Source organism: Glaciecola sp. 1036, assembly GCF_050306235.1.
Taxonomy (GTDB): Bacteria; Pseudomonadota; Gammaproteobacteria; order Enterobacterales; family Alteromonadaceae; genus Glaciecola.
In genome coordinates, this window is record NZ_JBLWFH010000003.1 from 72,092 (window position 1) to 90,722 (window position 18,631).

15 protein-coding genes are annotated in these 18,631 nt (G+C 39.2%); 7 read left to right on the plus strand and 8 right to left on the minus strand.

All coding sequences use genetic code 11. The features are described 5' to 3' along the window. The first annotated feature begins 71 nt into the window (after nucleotides 1–71). A complete protein-coding gene (locus ACNKW3_RS05330) occupies nucleotides 72–1,082 on the plus strand; it encodes an acyltransferase family protein (RefSeq protein ID WP_427398242.1) in 1,011 nt (336 codons plus the stop codon). A gap of 21 nt (nucleotides 1,083–1,103) precedes the next feature. Here the strand turns inward: ACNKW3_RS05330 and ACNKW3_RS05335 are convergent, their stop codons facing one another. Continuing rightward, nucleotides 1,104–2,642: an ArnT family glycosyltransferase gene (locus ACNKW3_RS05335; protein WP_427398243.1), complete on the minus strand. Its 1,539-nt coding sequence runs from the start codon at nucleotides 2,640–2,642 to the stop codon at nucleotides 1,104–1,106. A 35-nt stretch (nucleotides 2,643–2,677) separates the two neighbouring features. Next, nucleotides 2,678–3,769 (minus strand): glycosyltransferase, encoded by a 1,092-nt coding sequence (locus ACNKW3_RS05340; RefSeq protein ID WP_427398244.1) that lies wholly within the window; start codon nucleotides 3,767–3,769, stop codon nucleotides 2,678–2,680. A 227-nt stretch (nucleotides 3,770–3,996) separates the two neighbouring features. Between ACNKW3_RS05340 and ACNKW3_RS05345 the strand changes: the two genes are divergently transcribed. Continuing rightward, on the plus strand, nucleotides 3,997–5,175 hold the full coding sequence (locus ACNKW3_RS05345; RefSeq protein WP_427398245.1) for a TIGR03087 family PEP-CTERM/XrtA system glycosyltransferase: 1,179 nt from the start codon (nucleotides 3,997–3,999) through the stop codon (nucleotides 5,173–5,175). A 3-nt stretch (nucleotides 5,176–5,178) separates the two neighbouring features. Beyond that, complete coding sequence (locus ACNKW3_RS05350; protein ID WP_427398246.1) at nucleotides 5,179–5,763, plus strand: acyltransferase; 585 nt, start codon at nucleotides 5,179–5,181, stop codon at nucleotides 5,761–5,763. A 48-nt stretch (nucleotides 5,764–5,811) separates the two neighbouring features. Here the strand turns inward: ACNKW3_RS05350 and ACNKW3_RS05355 are convergent, their stop codons facing one another. The 4 genes from ACNKW3_RS05355 to ACNKW3_RS05370 are packed head-to-tail and all read right to left on the minus strand — an operon-like array spanning nucleotide 5,812 to nucleotide 10,754. Then, nucleotides 5,812–6,966: a glycosyltransferase family 4 protein gene (locus ACNKW3_RS05355; protein WP_427398247.1), complete on the minus strand. Its 1,155-nt coding sequence runs from the start codon at nucleotides 6,964–6,966 to the stop codon at nucleotides 5,812–5,814. Nucleotides 6,967–6,969: 3 nt separating this feature from the next. Then, the gene (gene xrtA, locus ACNKW3_RS05360) at nucleotides 6,970–8,469 is read right to left on the minus strand and encodes an exosortase A (RefSeq protein WP_427398248.1); all 1,500 of its coding nucleotides are present in this window, start codon (nucleotides 8,467–8,469) and stop codon (nucleotides 6,970–6,972) included. Between the two features lie 12 nt (nucleotides 8,470–8,481). Further along, nucleotides 8,482–9,336 carry an XrtA system polysaccharide deacetylase gene (locus ACNKW3_RS05365; RefSeq protein WP_427398249.1) on the minus strand — a complete coding sequence of 285 codons (855 nt, stop codon included), beginning with the start codon at nucleotides 9,334–9,336 and terminating at the stop codon, nucleotides 8,482–8,484. Between the two features lie 8 nt (nucleotides 9,337–9,344). Then, nucleotides 9,345–10,754, minus strand: a complete 1,410-nt coding sequence (locus ACNKW3_RS05370; RefSeq protein ID WP_427398250.1) for a TIGR03013 family XrtA/PEP-CTERM system glycosyltransferase — start codon at nucleotides 10,752–10,754, stop codon at nucleotides 9,345–9,347. A gap of 219 nt (nucleotides 10,755–10,973) precedes the next feature. Here ACNKW3_RS05370 and ACNKW3_RS05375 point away from each other — a divergent pair, with 219 nt between their 5' ends. Genes ACNKW3_RS05375 through ACNKW3_RS05390 form a run of 4 tightly spaced genes read left to right on the plus strand, consistent with a single transcriptional unit; the run spans nucleotide 10,974 to nucleotide 15,949 of the window. After that, nucleotides 10,974–11,606 (plus strand): XrtA/PEP-CTERM system exopolysaccharide export protein, encoded by a 633-nt coding sequence (locus ACNKW3_RS05375; RefSeq protein WP_427398251.1) that lies wholly within the window; start codon nucleotides 10,974–10,976, stop codon nucleotides 11,604–11,606. Between the two features lie 15 nt (nucleotides 11,607–11,621). Further along, nucleotides 11,622–13,199 (plus strand): XrtA system polysaccharide chain length determinant, encoded by a 1,578-nt coding sequence (locus tag ACNKW3_RS05380; protein ID WP_427398252.1) that lies wholly within the window; start codon nucleotides 11,622–11,624, stop codon nucleotides 13,197–13,199. Continuing rightward, entirely contained in the window at nucleotides 13,199–14,245 is a 1,047-nt protein-coding gene (locus tag ACNKW3_RS05385; protein WP_427398253.1) for an XrtA-associated tyrosine autokinase, read from the plus strand. The genes ACNKW3_RS05380 and ACNKW3_RS05385 overlap by 1 nt, the downstream gene beginning before the upstream one ends. A 12-nt stretch (nucleotides 14,246–14,257) precedes the next feature. After that, nucleotides 14,258–15,949, plus strand: coding sequence for a hypothetical protein (locus ACNKW3_RS05390; protein ID WP_427398254.1), 1,692 nt, complete (start codon nucleotides 14,258–14,260; stop codon nucleotides 15,947–15,949). A gap of 43 nt (nucleotides 15,950–15,992) precedes the next feature. Here the strand turns inward: ACNKW3_RS05390 and ACNKW3_RS05395 are convergent, their stop codons facing one another. Next, nucleotides 15,993–17,072 carry an XrtA/PEP-CTERM system-associated ATPase gene (locus tag ACNKW3_RS05395; RefSeq protein ID WP_427398255.1) on the minus strand — a complete coding sequence of 360 codons (1,080 nt, stop codon included), beginning with the start codon at nucleotides 17,070–17,072 and terminating at the stop codon, nucleotides 15,993–15,995. A 115-nt stretch (nucleotides 17,073–17,187) separates the two neighbouring features. After that, nucleotides 17,188–18,621, minus strand: a complete 1,434-nt coding sequence (gene hldE / locus ACNKW3_RS05400; protein ID WP_427398256.1) for a bifunctional D-glycero-beta-D-manno-heptose-7-phosphate kinase/D-glycero-beta-D-manno-heptose 1-phosphate adenylyltransferase HldE — start codon at nucleotides 18,619–18,621, stop codon at nucleotides 17,188–17,190. Nucleotides 18,622–18,631: the final 10 nt, after the last annotated feature.

Here is an 18,631-nt window from a genome sequence, read left to right on the forward strand (position 1 = left end):
CGCCACCGGCCATTACAGCGATTCAAAAGGATTATTCTCATGCTCACTACACTAACTGACGAACTACGGTCATGAGAAACCTAGGCTTAGATTTATCCCGTGGGCTGCTTATGATTTACATTGTCGTAATCATCCATGGTGTATTCTGGCTAGGCTTAATGCCAGCGCCTTTTTCTGGATTTTTATTACTTGAAATGCCTTTGATTTTTTTAATCTCTGGGTACACTTTCGGGCTAACTTCTGGGACCAACTCAAGATTTTCTTACTTAAATTTTGCCGTATCTAGACTAACTCGAATACTAGTCCCTTATTTCGGCCTTGCGATAGCCACAATACTATTGCTTTTATTTAGTAGTACCTATGAACAAGGTGTGCTGCATACTGCGATAAAGTGGCTAAATCCAATCAAATATGGAGCCGGCGCTACTGAGTCTACATTAAACTGGCACCTGTGGTTTATCCCTCAGTTTATCGTGGTTACTCTTTGCCTTCCGTTATTTAAATATACCCCGTTAAAAAAACTTCCTACATTTTTGTTACTTATAAGTTTTTTAATCGGGTTCACTATTTTTAGTGCTGTGCAGCTGAAACTCGCTGATCCTACATTTTATTTATTTTGGGCTTGGTTAGGATTTGTAATTGCTGATAAATCTTATCCGCAAAAACAAACGCTTCTGATGGCAGCTGCGGTGTTTTTTCTGATTTTGACCATTGGCATTATCCTGTTTGATGCCAACATTGATATGCAAGAGAACAAATTTCCGCCCAACATTACATTTTTAATTTTTAGCGCCATTTGGGTTTGTTTAGCTTTATTGTTACCTTATTTTGTCAGTAACCGCTTTATAGATAAGCTCTCCAATCAATTTTTGGTTAGTCTATTTATAAAGCATGGATACTCTATCTATTTGTGGCAAGGAATAGGTTATTACCTCGCCATCCAACTGCAAAATCAAATTGGATTAAATAATTATCTTGTCTGGATAATAGCGGTAGTGTTAACAACCTTGATGGGCGTTTTGGCTAGTCCTTTAGAACAGGTTCGAATTCATACACAAAAATCTACACCATCACAAAAATAACGCTACTTTTGGAAAGAATTCCTAATGACTTGCGTTATGCTGTTCCATGATTTCTTTTCCCGTAATTGGGCTAGCCAGATGCACAAATGCTAAATTTTCTGTTTCAAACAACACCTTATAAGGTGGTAAATCATCAATATTCTGCTTTTCCTTCACAATATAATCAAACGAAGGATTCAGTCCCCTTCTAATGTTAATGCGAGCGCTCGTACAATTTGTTGTCAGAGCTAATGAATATGCATTGCCGGTATAAATATCTACCGGTTGTTCAGCGCAAAAATCAGACAAATAATCAAATACCTGAACTAATTCATTACGATAATCCGTGTGTGAATAAGGATCCTTTTCCAGTTTAACGATATAAAGAGAAAGCGAGACTATTTGTAAAATAAATAAACTAGGAATAAGCAGTCGTTTAATAGAAGCATTGGATAATTGTAAAAATCCGATAAAAAGTAACAAACCAATAAATGTCGTAATATTAAACCAATATCTTTCAGCTCCACCTATTGTCATGGGTAAGATTAATAAAACAATTGGCGCTATCATAATTAAAAAGCTAAGGGTTAACAGCCTCGGACCTCGCAGGGATAGGAGTAAAATTAATACGCATAATCCTATGGCAACAAAATTCCCAAAAGTAGTCTGTTTAAGATCCAATATACGAATCAAGGGTAACGTATGATTGGGAATATGATAGATAGCATGCCAAAGAAAGTTCTCTTTAACCGACTGTAAAATCTGCGGTACTGTTTTCGTTGGACTCTCAGGATCTTCAATTACTTCTTTGGTAATCATTTGAATTTGGTTTACACCATCAAATCCCAAACCAGTACGATCAATTTGCGCATTCCTCAAATTCCAAATTGCGAAAGGAATGATGAAAATCAGCATAAAAACGAAATATCTTGAAGTAGCTTTTTTAACATCAAGTTTTCGGTAAAAAATAAGCACCAAGGGAACTGCGGCTATGCCGATCATCATGCCTTTAATTAGCATTCCAAAACCAGCAAACGCTCCTGCGAATATCGCCCTTCGATACGTTAAGTTGTCTTTACTAAAAAGTTGGCTCAATAAAATCAGGGAAATTAAAAGCCAGCAGATAATAGGAACTTCAGCCATACTAATGCGGCTAAAATGCCAATAAAAAGGATTAAGTGCGAAAAAGATGGCAGCAATATTAGCCTTGGTTCGATTCAAATTAAATTCAATCAGAAGTTTGCGTACGGCAAAAATGCCGACAATTCCAATCAAAATCATCGTATATTTAACCAAATAGAAATTTAACGTATCGCCGCTTAAATAAACTGCCGGTGATAATATTATGGGCATACCTGGCGGCCAGAGCATATGTGGCAAATATTCATTTTCATCAAATGAAAAGCTGTAATACCCTTGATGAAGCATATTATATGAAAGTGTTAAATATCCTTCCGAATCGTGACTATTAAAATCGGTAAAGTCCAATCTTGCATTTGGGAAAAACAAATAGAAACAAGCGACTAAACAAAGTAATTTAAAAGAAATTGATGACCATTCTTTACGCGTTAATCTATTCATTTTGCTAGTTTGCCATAGTGGTAATTAGAGCCTGTTTATATACGCTCATATAAATCTTCAAATTTCGACAAAAATACGGTTAGTCCAAAGTTATCTGATACACGTTTTTTTGCATTTTCTGCAAGTTTTTGTCTTAAGCCTTCATCCAAAATCAAGCGCTTTACTTGAGTAGCCAAGGCCTGAGGGGCATGAGGCGCGACCATTAAACCACTTAACTCTTGTTCAAGGGCTTCAGGTATTCCATTAACGTTTGTACTAACAATGGCTTTTTGCATTGCCATAGCCTCAAGGATTGCAATAGGAAAAGCTTCTTCATGGGATGCGCAAACTACAATATCCAGTGCATTTAATTCATTTAACACATCGGGTACCTGGCCATGAAAGACAAATTTCTCAGACAATCCAAGTGCTTTTACTTTGGCTTCCAATAAAGGCTGTCGAGGTTGTTCTAAGATATCTCCGCCGATCACATGAAAAATTAAATTGTCATGCTCAGGCATCAGTATGCTTGCCATGTTAATAAAATCTAGATGGCCTTTTCTTTCTTGTAAATTTGCAATAATACCAATGTGAATGTCTGGGGAACTAGGCTTTGCTTTAGGTTGGTATTTTTCAGTATCCACGCCGTTATGAATGGTATGCAAATCAGGATTGGCTAATACGCGTTTTAGCTTCCCTCCCACATCATCGGATAAATCTTGACTACAAAAAACAAAAGCTGTGGGCGTCGGAAGCCGATTAAATAACCATGCAAGCTGAGACTCAGAAAAAGGGAAGTGAAAGTGACAGAGTACTTTAACGCCTGAAAGCTTAGCCGCTATTAGAATAGCTCTTGTGCAATAAGGATCAGCTGTATGCAGAATTTGAATATTTTGTTTTGTTAAAAACTTTCTCCATATAAGCACTTGTGAAAGTGTCGCGAATGGGTGCTTCGCAGACGGCTGCTGCATTGGGAGAATCTGATAATCAATTCCTTTAGATTTGGCCCATTGGGTTAAGTCGCCCTCTGTAGGACAGAATAGAAATGGCGTAAAGCGCTTTGGATCCAACCCATCCATTAACATTTGAGATACTCGCTCAGCACCGCCTATTTTAGCCACACTGTGCACAAACCCAATTTTTTTCACTTACACAATTCCTTTCAATTAGAATGGCTACTTGCCCATTCGTTCCATCATAAACTAATTAAGCATTAGTTTGTATATCTCATCATAGATTGAAAACTTTAGATTAATCTTGTTGAAACAAGGACTTTTCTCATTTTTTTTTAATGTTAAACTGACGTTTAAGAAGCTATGGTGATTGGAAGTTGCACAATTAGCATAGGATGTTCGGTCATTTATGGAAAAATACATTGAAATCAGTCGTAATTCTATCCCATAGGGTCCCCTTCCCCCCCAACAAGGGTGAGAAATTAAGAACCTTCCATCAAATAGAATATCTCCATAAACATGGGTATAAGGTTAGCGTTTGTTGCCCTGTTTTTAATCGTGAAGACGAGCAATATGCGATTGATCTCGCCGAGCATTTTAAGATCGAGGTATCTACCTTAGCTCTAGGTAATCAATACGTACGATTTATAAAAGCCATTCTCACTGGCCGCTCTATGAGCGAAGCCAATTTTTATTCTGCTGAATTAGAAACCTTATTCTTACAAAAAGCCGAGTCCGCTGATGCCGTATTACTGACAGCCTCATCATTGACCCGATATGCCCGAAAATTAGTCAGTACCAAAACACAGGTGTTAATTGATTTTATGGATGTAGACTCCGATAAATGGGCGCAGTATGTTGCTAGTGCTAAGCTACCAATGAAATACATTTATGCGCGAGAGAATAAACTTATTCGAAAGCTTGAATTGGAAGCCGTGGCCAATTTTGACCATCTGTTTTTAATTGCTGAGGCTGAGGTTAACCTGTTTGAAAAAACCGTTTCGAAAACCTCAAAGCTAAAAGTTTTAGGCAACGGTATTGATTTTGGTTTGTATTTCCCAGTGCATCGTGAACCAAAGAAAAGTCAAGAAATACTATTTACCGGTGTTATGGACTATAAACCTAACATTGATGCGGTAAAATGGTTCGTTAGTAACTGCTGGAAGCAAATCAAAGAGGCTAAACCCAATTGTAAATTTATTATTGGTGGAATGAATCCAACCTCAGACATATTGGCATTAAAAAATATTGACGGTGTTGAAGTCACTGGATTTGTCGACGACATTAAACCTTATTTTGATAGTGCAGACCTTTTTGTTGCTCCTTTTCAAATTGCGCGAGGTGTGCAAAATAAAGTATTGCAAGCTATGGCATGCGCTCTGCCGGTAGTTTCAACTAGTTTAGGTGCCGAAGGCATCAATTGTATTAAGGGTGAAAATATACTCATCTCTGATCAAGCTTCTGATTTTACAGCATCTTGTTTAACGCTACTTACAGATGAAAATGCAAAAAAAGCTATTGGTGAGGCTGCTCATCAGCTTATAGTAAATCATTACTCCTGGGATGCTGTTTTGCTCCCGCTTAAAGAGTCTATAGGTTAACATATGCGTTCAGCGGTCAAACGAATATTACATCTGGTCTTTTTGTTGTTGGTCTTACCGTTGGCTTTGCTCTTTTTTGTACTAAGGGTTGTTACCAATCCAGATACGCTTGTCACTGCATTTTCTCAATTTTTAAGCCTGTTTCCGGGCAAATTAGGGAGTTACTTTCGAACCGCATTTTACCGCCTAGTATTTACTAACTGCTCTCAAGACGCAGTGATTGGCTTTGGCACTCTTTTTTCTCATAAAGATACTAGCATCAATAGCGGAGCCTACATTGGTCCTCAGTCAAATATCGGGATGTGTGAAATAGGCGAAAATTGCCTATTAGGCAGTGGCGTGCATGTATTAAGCGGGAAAAATCAGCATAATTTTAATGATCCGAATACGCCGATTAAAGACCAAGGTGGTCATTATGAAAAAATCACCATTGGCAACAATACCTGGGTCGGAAATTGTGCGATCATTATGGCAAACGTCGGGGCAAATTGTGTTATTGCTGCCGGTGCAGTGGTAGTTAATGAAGTGCCAGAAAATAGTATAGTAGCAGGCAATCCTGGAAAAGTGATTCGCAAAACTACTGATTAGAGCCTGTTAAGTTTTGCTCGATGATTGCTGAACAAAGATAAACAGGTGCTAATTTCCGAAGAATATTTGCTTAGCTTTTTGCGCGTGGACGTTCCATTCTAGTTCTTTTAGGACATGCTCTCTTCCCTTAGCGCCCATCTCTTGCAAACGATCCTTATTTTCAATAATAGGGATCATGCTATTCGCAAGTTTTTGCGCCTCAGTACAATCTAAAACCCAGCCTGTTTCGCCAATTAGCATAGTTTCTTTTGTCCCTCCAGAGTCACCTGCTATCACAGGTTTCCCGCAAGCTTGGGCTTCCAAAAGCACCATGCCAAAACCTTCAATATCGTTTTCAATTGTTCGATTGGGTAAAATAAACAAGTCACATTGTTGGTAGCACTTGATCATCTCAAGATCGTTTAAGCCGGTTAAAAATTGCACATCGGATTCTAAAGAAAATTGGTCGACTAAACCTTCAAGATATTGCTTTTCTTCGCCATCACCAATTACTACATAGAGTACATTAGGGTGTTGTTGTTTTATCGAAGGAAGCGCCTTAATCATAATGTCATGGCCTTTACGTTTTTGCAGTCTTCCAACGGTAATAATTACAAATCTGTCTTGCCATCCCTTGTCAGTTTTAAACGCTAAATCTTCAGCTACAGGTATAAAACGTTCTGCATCAACACCAGGGTGCAATACCTTGTTTTTTTGCGCTTCTGCAAAGCCTAATTGCTCAACCAATTCGGCTGAGTTGACGCTATTACACACCAAATAATTCGCAGACTTGCATACCTGTTTGACCATCAAAGAATGCTCTTTACTCATGGCAACAGTTTTTATGTCTTCACCGTGCACATAACAGATGAAAGGCGTTTTCCAGATGAGTTTATGCAACCAAGCAGTAACACCTTCGTGTATTACCCGCCCACAATGAATTTCGTCAACTTTATATTGTTTGACGACCTTGTGTAGAGCTTTAACTGCGTTCCAATAAAATTTAATGCCCGTTAAGCTTTTAAATCCCCATTCATAAGAACGTAAATTGGCCCTTACTATGGTCAATTTGTAGTCTTTGTCGAATGCTTGAGTATCAACTTTGTCATCAGCCAAAATAATGACCTTGCAATCACCTAATCGTGAATACAACTCATCGAACCAACGACCACTACCACCATGCATCGGGGGGAAATTTTCAGTCAAAACTAATACGGTTTTCATGCTCTAATAACTGCTCATTTGTGACGTAAAGTGTTGCTTAATTGTGGCAATAATTTGCTGGGTTTGTTGCTCGTCTACCAAAGCTGAATCTTTCATCGGGAAATTAACCGCAACTATGGTAGAAAACCCTGGTTCACCTTGAAATTTGTTCACTAGTTGCGCCAGTTTCACCTCTCTAAACGAGCTATATACTTTAGCATCAACCATGTACCAGTAGAAAATAGTCCGCTTTTCCGCCACTGATGAACTAATCATATCTGCTCGAATGTTTTCACCTTCAGAAACAGCGCTATTGCTTTCTACTAGGGTCCATCTATCTTGAATATATAACCTATTCAATGAAGATACCAACTCTCCAGTAGCGTCATCATATACAGCGACAAAAACGGAAAATTCGACGTCACCAACTTTATAGTGCTTGAGTGATTGCTCAATAGCATGGTCAAACTGAGGCTCCCAACCGACCACGTTGAATGAGGAGTTGGTTTCAACAAAGGGCAAATCATGATTAATTTCAACGACTCTATCTTCACCGGTTGAATCCATATTCATCGATTGAATGGATGCGACTATCAAGAGCACTAAGATGCCAATGGTTACCCCTTTAGAAACAGAAACTTTTCCTCCAACATTTTTCTCGCTTGTTGGTTCAGTTTGAGAATCTTTATTAGTGGCAAGCTTTTTCGCTTCCATTTTTCTGATTAATTCACCAATGCAAAATAAACAAATCAGTACAAATGCAAAGAAGAACCAACCATATATTAAATGGTCCGCACCAACTGCGTGCTCCATGTTACTTAGATAACCTATTAAGATAATGCCGTACACCCGTAATGCATTTGCAATAATCGGGAATACGATCGATAGGATGACAAAAAATACACGTCTTTTAGTGGTTTTCAAATTCATATAGGCATAAAGATTGCCCAATACTATGGATGCAATAAGGAAGCTAACGCCCGAACAGGCTTCCGCAACTAAAAACTTGCCTTGAGGAATTTCAATATATAAACCTGAACGGAATAATGGAATACCCGTCAGTTGCAGCAGCTCTACAGAGAGGTCCGCTGTAATTTCTTGCAAATATGGAATCAACTCTTCCCCTACGGGTACTGCAAATATGACAAAAATAAAGGGAAACTTCAGTTGCCAAGCGATTGCATTACCTAACAAACTCCAAGCCAGGGTAGGTAACATGGCAAATAAAGCGACATGTTGAAAAAGTTGAATTTCCGCTGCGCGAGACAACAAATAAAAGAGTATCTCTAAAACAAGAAAAATAAGGCCTATCTTCGAGGTTTGACTATGTTCCCATTTAATCTGATTCCGCCGCTCCCAAATCAAATAAATAGACGCAGGCAGCACAACCAAACAATGATTATAAATCTCGTTATTAATCCAAATATCGACAGCGTTAAATAGTGGTTGATAGACTAAGAATAACCAGAAAGCTAATATAACTATGAATGCAAGTACTACATTCCTAACGCCAGAAATTGCCACTTAAAAATCCTTTTATAGTAGATTTGAATACACATTTTTCATGGATGAAAAACGGTAATCCAACATAAGTTTTTCTAGTTTCTTTTCCATGGATGCTAAATTAATGTAATGCCGTAACTTTGATTTAAATGGCGCATTACTAATCCTTGGCTGTTTAGCATCTATTTCCCACGGATGAAAGTAAAAATTGTAAGGTTGGTCTGTTTCTTTTAAATAAGCTTCAATTCGTTTTTTAGATAACCAATAAGGGAAAAGTCGGAAAAAACCACCTCCGCCAATGCCTTTATTTTCACCACCAGCAAGAATTGTTGGAATTGGTATCTCAATGATCCCTTCTTCTCGTTTGTGAGCAAACCTAGGCCAGTCAGGCACACCATAAAGGTCATGTTGTATTGGATAAGTGCTGGAACTGTACTCAAAGCCTAAATCGACCAACAAGCTGTAGATATACTGATTGCTATCATTGATACTAAAACTAGGCGCTCTATAGCCAATCACTTTCTCACCGCTGATTTGCTCTAACAAATCCTTACTCTCAGTAATATCCTGAATGACTTCTTTTTCCTGCATAGCAGTATTTCTGCGATGGTTGAATCCATGGCTTGATAGTTCATGGCCTTCTGCAACTATTCGTTTTATGAGTTCAGGGCAACGCTTAGCCACCCAACCTAAGGTAAAAAATGTGGCTTTAACATCGTGCTTGTTAAACAGATCGATCAATCTATTGGTATTGAGCTCAACTCTAAGAGCAAGACTATCCCAATCCGCCGGGGAAATTACAGATTCGAATGCTGACACGTGAAAATAATCTTCTACATCTACTGTCATCGCATGTATGGCATTTTTGTTTTGGTTGATATCACTCATGTTCGCTATTACCGCCCTTTACCGAACAGAACTATTTCCATTGTTCTAATGAGAATCAATAAATCCAACAACAAACTTTGATGTTTTACGTAGTAGAGATCGAACTTCAACTTTTCTAGAGAATCGTTGACACTAGCACCGTAAGGATAATTAAGTTGCGCCCATCCGGCTAAGCCCGGCTTAACATTGTGTCGCTGAGCATAATATGGGACTTCTTTAATTAACTGCTCTACAAATTGAGGACGCTCAGGACGGGGACCAATAAAGGACATGTCGCCTCTTAGAACATTAAGTAATTGTGGCAGTTCGTCAATGCGGTATTTGCGGATAAAGCCACCAATGGAGGTAACTCTTGAATCGTTTTTAGACGCCCATTTAGCACCGTCTTTTTCCGCATCTGGACGCATACTTCTGAATTTTAAAATATTAAACGTAGCGCCATTCAATCCTACTCTTTCTTGTTTGTATAAAATAGGCGCTTTCGTGCGATATCCGTCATCGATATAAATGATCAATGCGGTAATTAGCATAATTGGCCAGGTAACCAAGAGAATCAAAATCGCCAGGGTTACATTGATCCAATAATCGACAATTTCACGGAAGTAGTTTTGTGATTGAAAACCATTACTATAGATAACCCAGCTTGGATACATTAGATCCACTACTATTTGACCCGTTTCTCGTTCCATAAAATCGAGCAAGTCGGTAACCATTGTACCTTTCAACCTTGCATCAAAAAGGGTTGCAGTGGGCATTGTGCCTCTTCGCTGATCACAGGCAATTACAATTTCTGCGATTTGATTGTTAGTGATAAATTCTTGAAACTCTTCTTCTAAATTGATTTCAATAATATTTTCATTTTTAACACCATTATCTCTATCATCACCATTGACCGGAATAAAACCAACTAATTCAAATCCCGCGCGGTCCACGTCTCGACGCATGCGTCGCTCAATGACGGAAGCTCTGACCCCAGCTCCCATAATAACAATTCGAGGTTTGCTATAAAAAATATCCAGAGAATAGATGTAATAGCGAAAAATAACCAAAGCCAAGATGATCATTGGCACTGTTGTTGGCGCATATAAAGGATGTGCAGCAAATTGTTGGAAAAGTACGCCAGTGACTATAGCGTTGACGAAAAATGAAAGTATAGCACTTACGAAAATACGTCGAATAATCCCCCGGAAAGACTCTCTTAATTTAGATTCATACAATCCGACTGATAAATTTACAATTACGACCGATATAGTAAATACCAAGATATTAACAAAGGTAACTAAATTGTTTACGTTTTGCACTATATCAAGCCATTTAAGGCTTAAAGCGGCAAAATAACAAACATAACCAATAATTAGTGCTTCGAAAATTACTAGTTTGTATGAACGTCTATTTGGGGTCTGCTTTGTTTTAGCCATGAAAATACAATATTCCCTTCATATAGAGCTTTTACACTCTTATTTTCGATAAGTATCGAAAGTTGTAAGCATTATAAAGATTTATATCGGTTGGTAAACATAAGAATTTAGCAGGAATTAGTGAAAATGATTCAACAATGGTACATAATCCTGCATTGTGCTATTTTAACGTCAATGCTTAGCTTAAGCTTTGTAAAAGTTCGTATTAAGGAAAATATAATGGAACGCTTAAATGCATTTTTTTCAGTCTTAGTTGTAGCAGTGCTTAGTGTCCTATTGAACGGATGCGCCACCTCTGAACTCCCTAGCGCTATGTCAAGAGCGTCTTTGACTACAGATGTAAATGACTACCAGTACCTCATCGGTCCTGGCGACCAGCTTTCCATATTTGTCTGGCGTAACCCAGAAATTTCGGGAAGTTTTGTGGTTCGACCTGATGGCAAAGTGACAACATCCTTAGTAGAAGATATCGAAGTGGCTGGAAGAACTCCCACCATGTTAGCTCGTGAGTTGGAAGAACAATTGTCGGTATATATCAATAACCCAAGAGTGACAGTCTCAGTTACCAAATTTGATGGTCCTTACAGCGAGCAAGTTAGAGTTATTGGTGAAGCAACAAATCCCAAAGCTATTAATTACACTCAACATATGACCTTACTCGACCTTATGATTTCCGTGGGCGGGCTCACAGAATTTGCCAATGGCAACAATGCGAAATTAATTAGAGTCGTTGACGGTCGACAAATTACTTACAGTATTTTCATTGAAGATTTAATAAAAGATGGCGATATAACTAAGAACGTTGATATGTTGCCAGGAGATGTCGTTATTATTCCTGAAGCATGGTTTTAATTAGTAGTAACGAATATGCAAGAATTACAACAAACAATCCAAATGATCCTCGATTATGTGCGAGGCATTTGGATAAAAAAACGCTACCTCATTATTTGTTCATGGCTTATATGCCCAATCGGATTCGCCTACGTTGCGTCGCTACCAGATGTTTACAGATCTGAGGCACAAGTATATGTAGATACAAGGTCTATGTTGGCGCCAATATTGTCAGGCATTTCTATTTACCAAAATCCCGAGCAAGAAGTACAAATAATGGCGAAAACGCTTAAAAGCCGCGCCAATATTGAAGAAATCGCTAGGGAGTCAGATCTAGATATTACGGTATCTACAGACGCTGATTATGAAAAACTTATTCAACAGCTAACCAATGGAATTATCCTTGGAAATACTGGCAGAGAAAATATCTTTACTATTTCGTACGAACATCAACGTCCTGAAATGGCGCGCACAGTGGTTCAAGAGACTTTGGATATTTTTGTTGAAGGATCTTTAGGGAATAATAGAAAAGATACTAACAGTGCTTCACGCTTTTTAGATGAGCAGATCGCTGAATATGAATCTCGATTATCAGAAGCGGAACAGCAAAAAGCAGACTTTCAACGAAAGCATGCAGACATTCTTCCGCTCCAAGGAACCTTTCACAGTAATTTAGCCAATGCAAAGGAAGAGTTATCCGGTATTAGACTTCAAATTAAAGAAAGTGAACAGCAAGTAAATGCATTAAAAGCCCGCCTTTCTGGTAAACAACGACAAACCGACAGTTTTTCCGTTAGAGGCAGTGGTGAAGCTCCTACCATTACTACGCGTTTTGACGATCGAATCTTGGCTTTAGAAGCTAAATTAGATGATTTAAAACTCAGATTCACCGACAAGCACCCTGACGTGATCGAAACCCAAACGCTGCTTGACAGCTTAGTGGAATCACGAGAAGAAGAGATTCAAGCTTATCTCAACAGCGAACCTGATGATGATGCTTCACCAGTGTTAAATCAATTAAACCAAGAAATAACACTTGAAATCAGTAAGTTAGAAGGTCAAATTGCGTCTTTACGAGTGCGTGAAACCAGCTTTAAAGAGAAAATCGAAGATCTTCAAAACAAAATTGATCTTGTGCCACAAATTGAAGCTGAAGGTATTTCTAAGAACCGTGAATATGACATCGTAAAACAAAAATACGAAGAATTATTAGCCAGAAAAGAAGCGGCTGATATCACAGAGCGTGCTTCAGTTTCCTCTGAAGATCTTCAATTTAGAATAATAAAGCCACCTTTGGTACCTAATGAGCCAACAGGTCCTAATCGTCTGTTTAATTACACAGCTGTACTGATACTAGGATTTGGTTCTGGCATTGCATTGGCGTTTGTGATTTCTCAGTTAAACCCAATTTTAGTGCGAGGACTACAACTTACGACTATCACTGGATTTCCTGTATTAGGCGCTGTTACCCATATTCATGTGGATAGCATAAAACGAAAAAATAGACTCCGGATGTTAGTGTTTATAGTCTCTTCAGGCACGATAATTTTTATGTACGGGGTTTTGGTCGCTGCAGACCTTATGAATGTTAATTTATTAAGCAAGGTCCTCTAATGAAAAGTACAATTGAAAAAGCTTTACAAATGCAAAAAGCAGCGAAAGCTAAGCAGACTGATGAATTAGAAAATCAAAAAGAGAATGACCAGCTTGATACTGCCAGTAGTGATGATAAAGACACGAGTTCGGCGCTAGAATCGTCTAAAGAAGTAAGCACATCCAGCGAAGCGCCAACAGAAATCGAAAAACCTCAAGAAGCTGACAGTAAAAGCGCTTCTGATGTCGAACTATCAACCGCAGCGTCAGAAACACGTTCAAAAGTTGATAATGAAAATTCCATAGAAGCACCATCTCCGGTAGATAATTTCTACGAAATTGATCTTGCTCGTCTTGAATCACTTGGGTTCGTAACCACAACTGATGCCAGACGACGCATTAACGAAGAATATCGTGAAATAAAACGTAAGCTATTACTTAATGCTTTTGGTCCTTTGTCAAAAACAATGCCGAATAGCAATATAATAATGGTGACCAGTGCACGACCTTCTGAAGGTAAAACCTTCACAGCGGTGAATTTAGCTTTGAGTATTGCCGCTGAACAAGATAAAACCGTGCTTCTGGTGGACGCTGATGTGTTAAAACCAAACGTGCTTAGAACCTTAGGGCTTGAGGCCAAGAAAGGTTTAATGGACTACTTATTAGAAGATGAGCCTTTAAGCAAGTTTATTTATCGTACCAATGTCGATAAGCTCCGCCTGATTCCAGCGGGTAGTTCTCATCACTTATCCACAGAGTTATTAGCCAGTGATGCCATGCACGCGACTGTTAACGAATTTTCAACTCGATATCCTGACCGAATCGTTATTATTGATACGCCACCTATTATTGGTATTAACGAATCTGCAATTTTAGCAAGTTTTGCTGGTCAAGCGGTAGTAGTAGCTGAAGAAGGCCGGTCTAAGCTTTCAGATATACAAAATGCTGTTGAAAGGTTAAATCCTGAAATGGCGGTTGGCTTTGTGATGAATAAGTCCATCAGTACCTCTGATTCAGCAGGTTATTATGGTTATTATTACTACGGTCACGAACCAGAAAAGGAATAGTAGAAAATAGCAATGGAAGCTCGAATAAAGTCAATACCACTTTCGATTACTGCAACTTTGCTCATGCTCTGTTTCGCTGAAACAACAGACGCAAAAGTGACTCTGCGTTCAGATATAGAGGCGAAGTATGTCCACCAAGATATCGAAGTAATTGATGAAAATCGTGATATTGATTCGAATAATTTAGTCTTGACGCCAAGAATTTATTCACAATACGAGGCTAAGTTACTTCGAGCTGTAATTTCTGCAGAGCACAATCACGTGAGGCGCTCTCTAGACGACGAGAACGTCACTAATAATTACACTACTTTTAATAGTCTTTTACGTTTAAATATTGTGCCAGACCTCATGTACGCCCAAGCTGGTTGGCAACAAAATTATCGAAATCCGTTTGAAAACTCCTTCATCTTTGAAGACTTTCTAGTGGACGCGCAAAACCTTGCGAAGTTGACTACAAAAAGTGCTGAAGTTGGATTTGACCTACCTAATCGAAAATTATTCGGTCTTAGTTCGCAAATAGGTTACCGAAAATTAACCACTGACTATGAGCAAGAAATTAGTTCCTCATTAAATCTCGATAGTGAGACCTATGATATTGGGTTAGATTTAACAAGTGGCGACGACATATTACCTGTCACCTACAGAATCCAAGGTTCTATAAGAGAAACCAAACGTTCCGGTAGCAGTGATTTCGAGTCATCAATGGTCAATGCGGAGTTGAATATTCCCACCATTAGTAATAGCCTCTTGTTCTCCATACTAGGCACCTATGAAAATAATGACATTGGCAGTGCCAATGTAAGTGCTTTACAACTTCAAGAGTACTACTCATATGGCCTAGGCGTTACTTGGCGTCCTAGTCGTGATAGAAGCATTCGGGTGGCATTGAATAAGTCCTTTAGAGACACCGAGGATTTAGACATTGATGGCGACTTCGATGACGACGATACATTTATCAGCGCTAACATCAGATGGCGCTTCACCTCGCGAACGAGTCTCGAAGCCAATGTGAGTAAACGATTCTACGGTGATTCTAGCAATATCTCATTTTCCCATAACACTCGACACTGGCGAAACAGGTTTAGTTATCAGGAAGTAGTGACAACAAATGCTCAAATTATTGATAATTCAGAACTTTTACTCTTCAATTGTCCGGATGGTGACACTAATATTGAAAATTGTGAGTTGTTAGATACTCCCAATGTACCAAACAATGGTCTCGACGATATTAATTTAGTGCCCTTTGTAGACTCTCGCTTCCAGCTAAATAACAATGCAATTATTTTAAAGACAGCACAGTACACCACCGGCATTCAACGCCGTCGAACAAATGTTTCGTTAAACTTAAGCAGAACGAAAAATGAAGATCTTGAAAGCGATTTAAATACAACCTCAGACTCAGCACAATTGACTGCATCGTTTAGAGTGGTAAGTCGAACCACATTAGAGCTTAACGCTAGATACACCAACTATGATCGAGTACAAGATGGAGAAGACCAGTCTTCAATAGTGAAAGAGTTTGGGGTGAGCTTCGAACGACGATTTAGAACGCGTTTATTTGCATCTATTGGTTACAAATACCTTGACCGCCAAGGCGATGCTACCAATGCTGGAATCGGTGGTAATTTCATAGGCTTAGAAGGGCCTTTGACTGACAACCGCATATCCTTAAGTATTCGTTACGAATTTTCGAATAAACAATAATTTCTACTGTCTTCAAAAAAGCCCTCAATATGAGGGCTTTTGTTTACTTCCTTTCATCATCCGTTTTTAAACGAACATAAGCTTGGTAGCGCTTTTTCAATAGCTTATCAATGTATTGAGTAAGTTTTATTTTGTGCTTAATTGCGTCGTCCAATGCATCCACCAATTCTTCTAGAATGGCTTTGTAATAATTTGCATCTTGGATACGATTTCCTTTGGGTGTTAGATGTTCCGGTACTTCTTGACCTGGCACTGAAGTCGCACTCATATGATCAGAAACTTGATCAAAGGATTCATGCATTTTACCAGGCACAAACATCTCAGCTTTCACTTCATCTATCACTTGAGCTGCGTCTTTTAATTGGATGCTCTCAAGCTCTTCTAGAAATCCGTAAAGCAGCACCCTATCCATAAGAGTGTTAACCTTACGAGGCACGCCATTGGTAAATTTGTAAATTTCATCAAACGCTTCTTTAGATATAAGATCGTGTCGTTCACATCCACCATGGGTTAATCTGTGAACCACATACTCTTCCATCTCATCTCGGCTCAATGGCGTTAAATGACAAGAGGCGACTATGCGCTGTCTAAACTGCTCCATATTAGGCGCGCGCAATATTTGTTGTAATTCAGCCTGTCCCAACAAGAAACTTTGCAACAGAGGTTTGCCGTCTTTTTGAAAGTTCGACAGCATACGCAACTCTTCAATGGTCTCTAGAGGTAAGTTCTGCGCTTCGTCAACTAACAATAAAGCACGTTTGCCGTTGGCTGCCAGCTGGTTCAAAAATTGCTCTAGCACTTCCAGAATTTCAGATTTTGACTTGCCTTCTACAGGTATCATCAGTTTTGAGGCTACCATTTTGACAAGTTCGTCTGGACTTAATTTCGGCGTTACTATCTGGGCCGCTAAAATATCGTCTTCAATATTGTCCAACAAGCTATTGGCAATGGTGGTTTTCCCTGTACCTATGTCACCAGTAATAACAATAAACCCTTCTGCCTGAGAAAGCCCATATTGCAAATAAGACATTGCTCTTTGGTGTAATCTGCTTTGATAAAAGAACGCCGGATCAGGTGTTAATTGAAAAGGCTTAGAGTTTAGTCCGTAATAACTTTCGTACATATTTTAAATTCCTATTGTCCTTTGCATGGGCAATTTCCTTATTTTTTACTGCCTGAGCCCAACTTTTATAGCTTGGTATTATAGCTGAAAGCAGCTTTTATTTGGCACAAATTGACTAATTTTTAAGTGAATTTTGTTGATTCAATATTTGGGTAATAATCCCCGTTGTGGATACCCCGTCCTCAAATGACAATGAGTAGACTTTACCACCGTTATCCACCACCTCTTTTGCACCTACAATATCTTCAATCTTATAGTCTCCACCTTTGACCAGAATATCTGGTATAAGTGCAGTAATAATCCTATGTGGAGTTGATTCGGTAAACTCAACAACCCAGTCCACCGATTGTAAACCGGCTAACACCGCCATGCGCCTGTTAACATTATTTACCGGTCTGCCTTCGCCTTTAAGCTCTCTCACCGATTCGTCGCTATTTACCGCTACGATTAACCTATCTCCTAATGCCGCTGCTTCTTGCAAATAACTCACATGTCCCGCATGAAGAATGTCAAAACAACCATTGGTAAACACCACCTTTTCGCCTCTATCTTTCGCTTGCTGAACCGCTTGTATTAATTGAGCCTCCGCTAACACGCCAGCATCCACAGATTTATGAGAATTGATTGCCAATGCCAACTCAGTATTAGTAACTGTACTAGTACCCAATTTCCCAACCACAACGCCGGCTGCATGATTAGCTAATTGACAAGCAACCTTTAATTCACTTCCCACCGCGAGAGCACAAGCAAGGGTCGATACCACTGTATCTCCCGCCCCCGTCACATCGTATACTTCTTTAGCCAATGCGGGATTGTGAAAAACCTGCCCATCGCTAAATAAACTCATGCCTTTTTCCGAACGCGTCAACAAGATATTCTTAACCTTATGGGACACACAGGCCTTAAAGGCTTTTTCTGCTAACTCATCTTCAGTATCGGCCGCACCATACACTAATTCAAATTCGCTTAAATTAGGGGTGATAACACTAGCGCCAGCGTACTTGCTAAAATCGCTGCCTTTTGGATCAACAACAACAGGTACCTGATGTTCCGTGGCTAAAGTGATAAGTTGATTAACTTGAGTTAAAGCACCTTTCGCGTAATCTGATAAAATCACCACATCCGCCTGTGCAACCTGTTGCGCAAACTTTTCTGTTATCTCTTGTTTATCGACCGAAGCGAAAGATTTTTCAAAATCTAAGCGAATTAATTGTTGATGCCGACTCATAATGCGTAATTTAGTAATTGTGTCAAACCCGGGAACGGAGATGAAATCTGTGTTTATGCCATGAGCCGCAAGTTTATTTTTTAAAATATTGGCCGACTCATCTTCTCCAACAAAGCCCAAAAGAGTGACTTGTGCCCCTAATGCTGCCGCATTCACCGCTACGTTTGCAGCGCCACCAGGTCGATCTTCAGCTTCATTTACATTGACAACAGGCACAGGGGCTTCCGGCGAAATTCTGGCTGTCGCTCCGGTCCAATACCGGTCTAACATCAAGTCACCTAATATCAGAATGTTTGCTTTGCTAAAGTCTGGTAATTGCATATGAGATAAG

Excerpts from the sequence above, each read along its gene's own strand:
- ACNKW3_RS05330 (WP_427398242.1), top strand. The coding sequence starts at position 72 with ATGAGAAACCTAGGCTTAGATTTATCCCGTGGGCTGCTTATGATTTAC.
- ACNKW3_RS05335 (WP_427398243.1), bottom strand. The coding sequence starts at position 2,642 with ATGAATAGATTAACGCGTAAAGAATGGTCATCAATTTCTTTTAAATTA.
- ACNKW3_RS05350 (WP_427398246.1), top strand. The coding sequence starts at position 5,179 with ATGCGTTCAGCGGTCAAACGAATATTACATCTGGTCTTTTTGTTGTTG.
- ACNKW3_RS05355 (WP_427398247.1), bottom strand. The coding sequence starts at position 6,966 with ATGAAAACCGTATTAGTTTTGACTGAAAATTTCCCCCCGATGCATGGT.
- ACNKW3_RS05365 (WP_427398249.1), bottom strand. The coding sequence starts at position 9,336 with ATGAGTGATATCAACCAAAACAAAAATGCCATACATGCGATGACAGTA.
- ACNKW3_RS05370 (WP_427398250.1), bottom strand. The coding sequence starts at position 10,754 with ATGGCTAAAACAAAGCAGACCCCAAATAGACGTTCATACAAACTAGTA.
- ACNKW3_RS05375 (WP_427398251.1), top strand. The coding sequence starts at position 10,974 with ATGGAACGCTTAAATGCATTTTTTTCAGTCTTAGTTGTAGCAGTGCTT.
- ACNKW3_RS05380 (WP_427398252.1), top strand. The coding sequence starts at position 11,622 with ATGCAAGAATTACAACAAACAATCCAAATGATCCTCGATTATGTGCGA.
- ACNKW3_RS05385 (WP_427398253.1), top strand. The coding sequence starts at position 13,199 with ATGAAAAGTACAATTGAAAAAGCTTTACAAATGCAAAAAGCAGCGAAA.
- ACNKW3_RS05390 (WP_427398254.1), top strand. The coding sequence starts at position 14,258 with ATGGAAGCTCGAATAAAGTCAATACCACTTTCGATTACTGCAACTTTG.
- ACNKW3_RS05395 (WP_427398255.1), bottom strand. The coding sequence starts at position 17,072 with ATGTACGAAAGTTATTACGGACTAAACTCTAAGCCTTTTCAATTAACA.
- hldE (WP_427398256.1), bottom strand. The coding sequence starts at position 18,621 with ATGCAATTACCAGACTTTAGCAAAGCAAACATTCTGATATTAGGTGAC.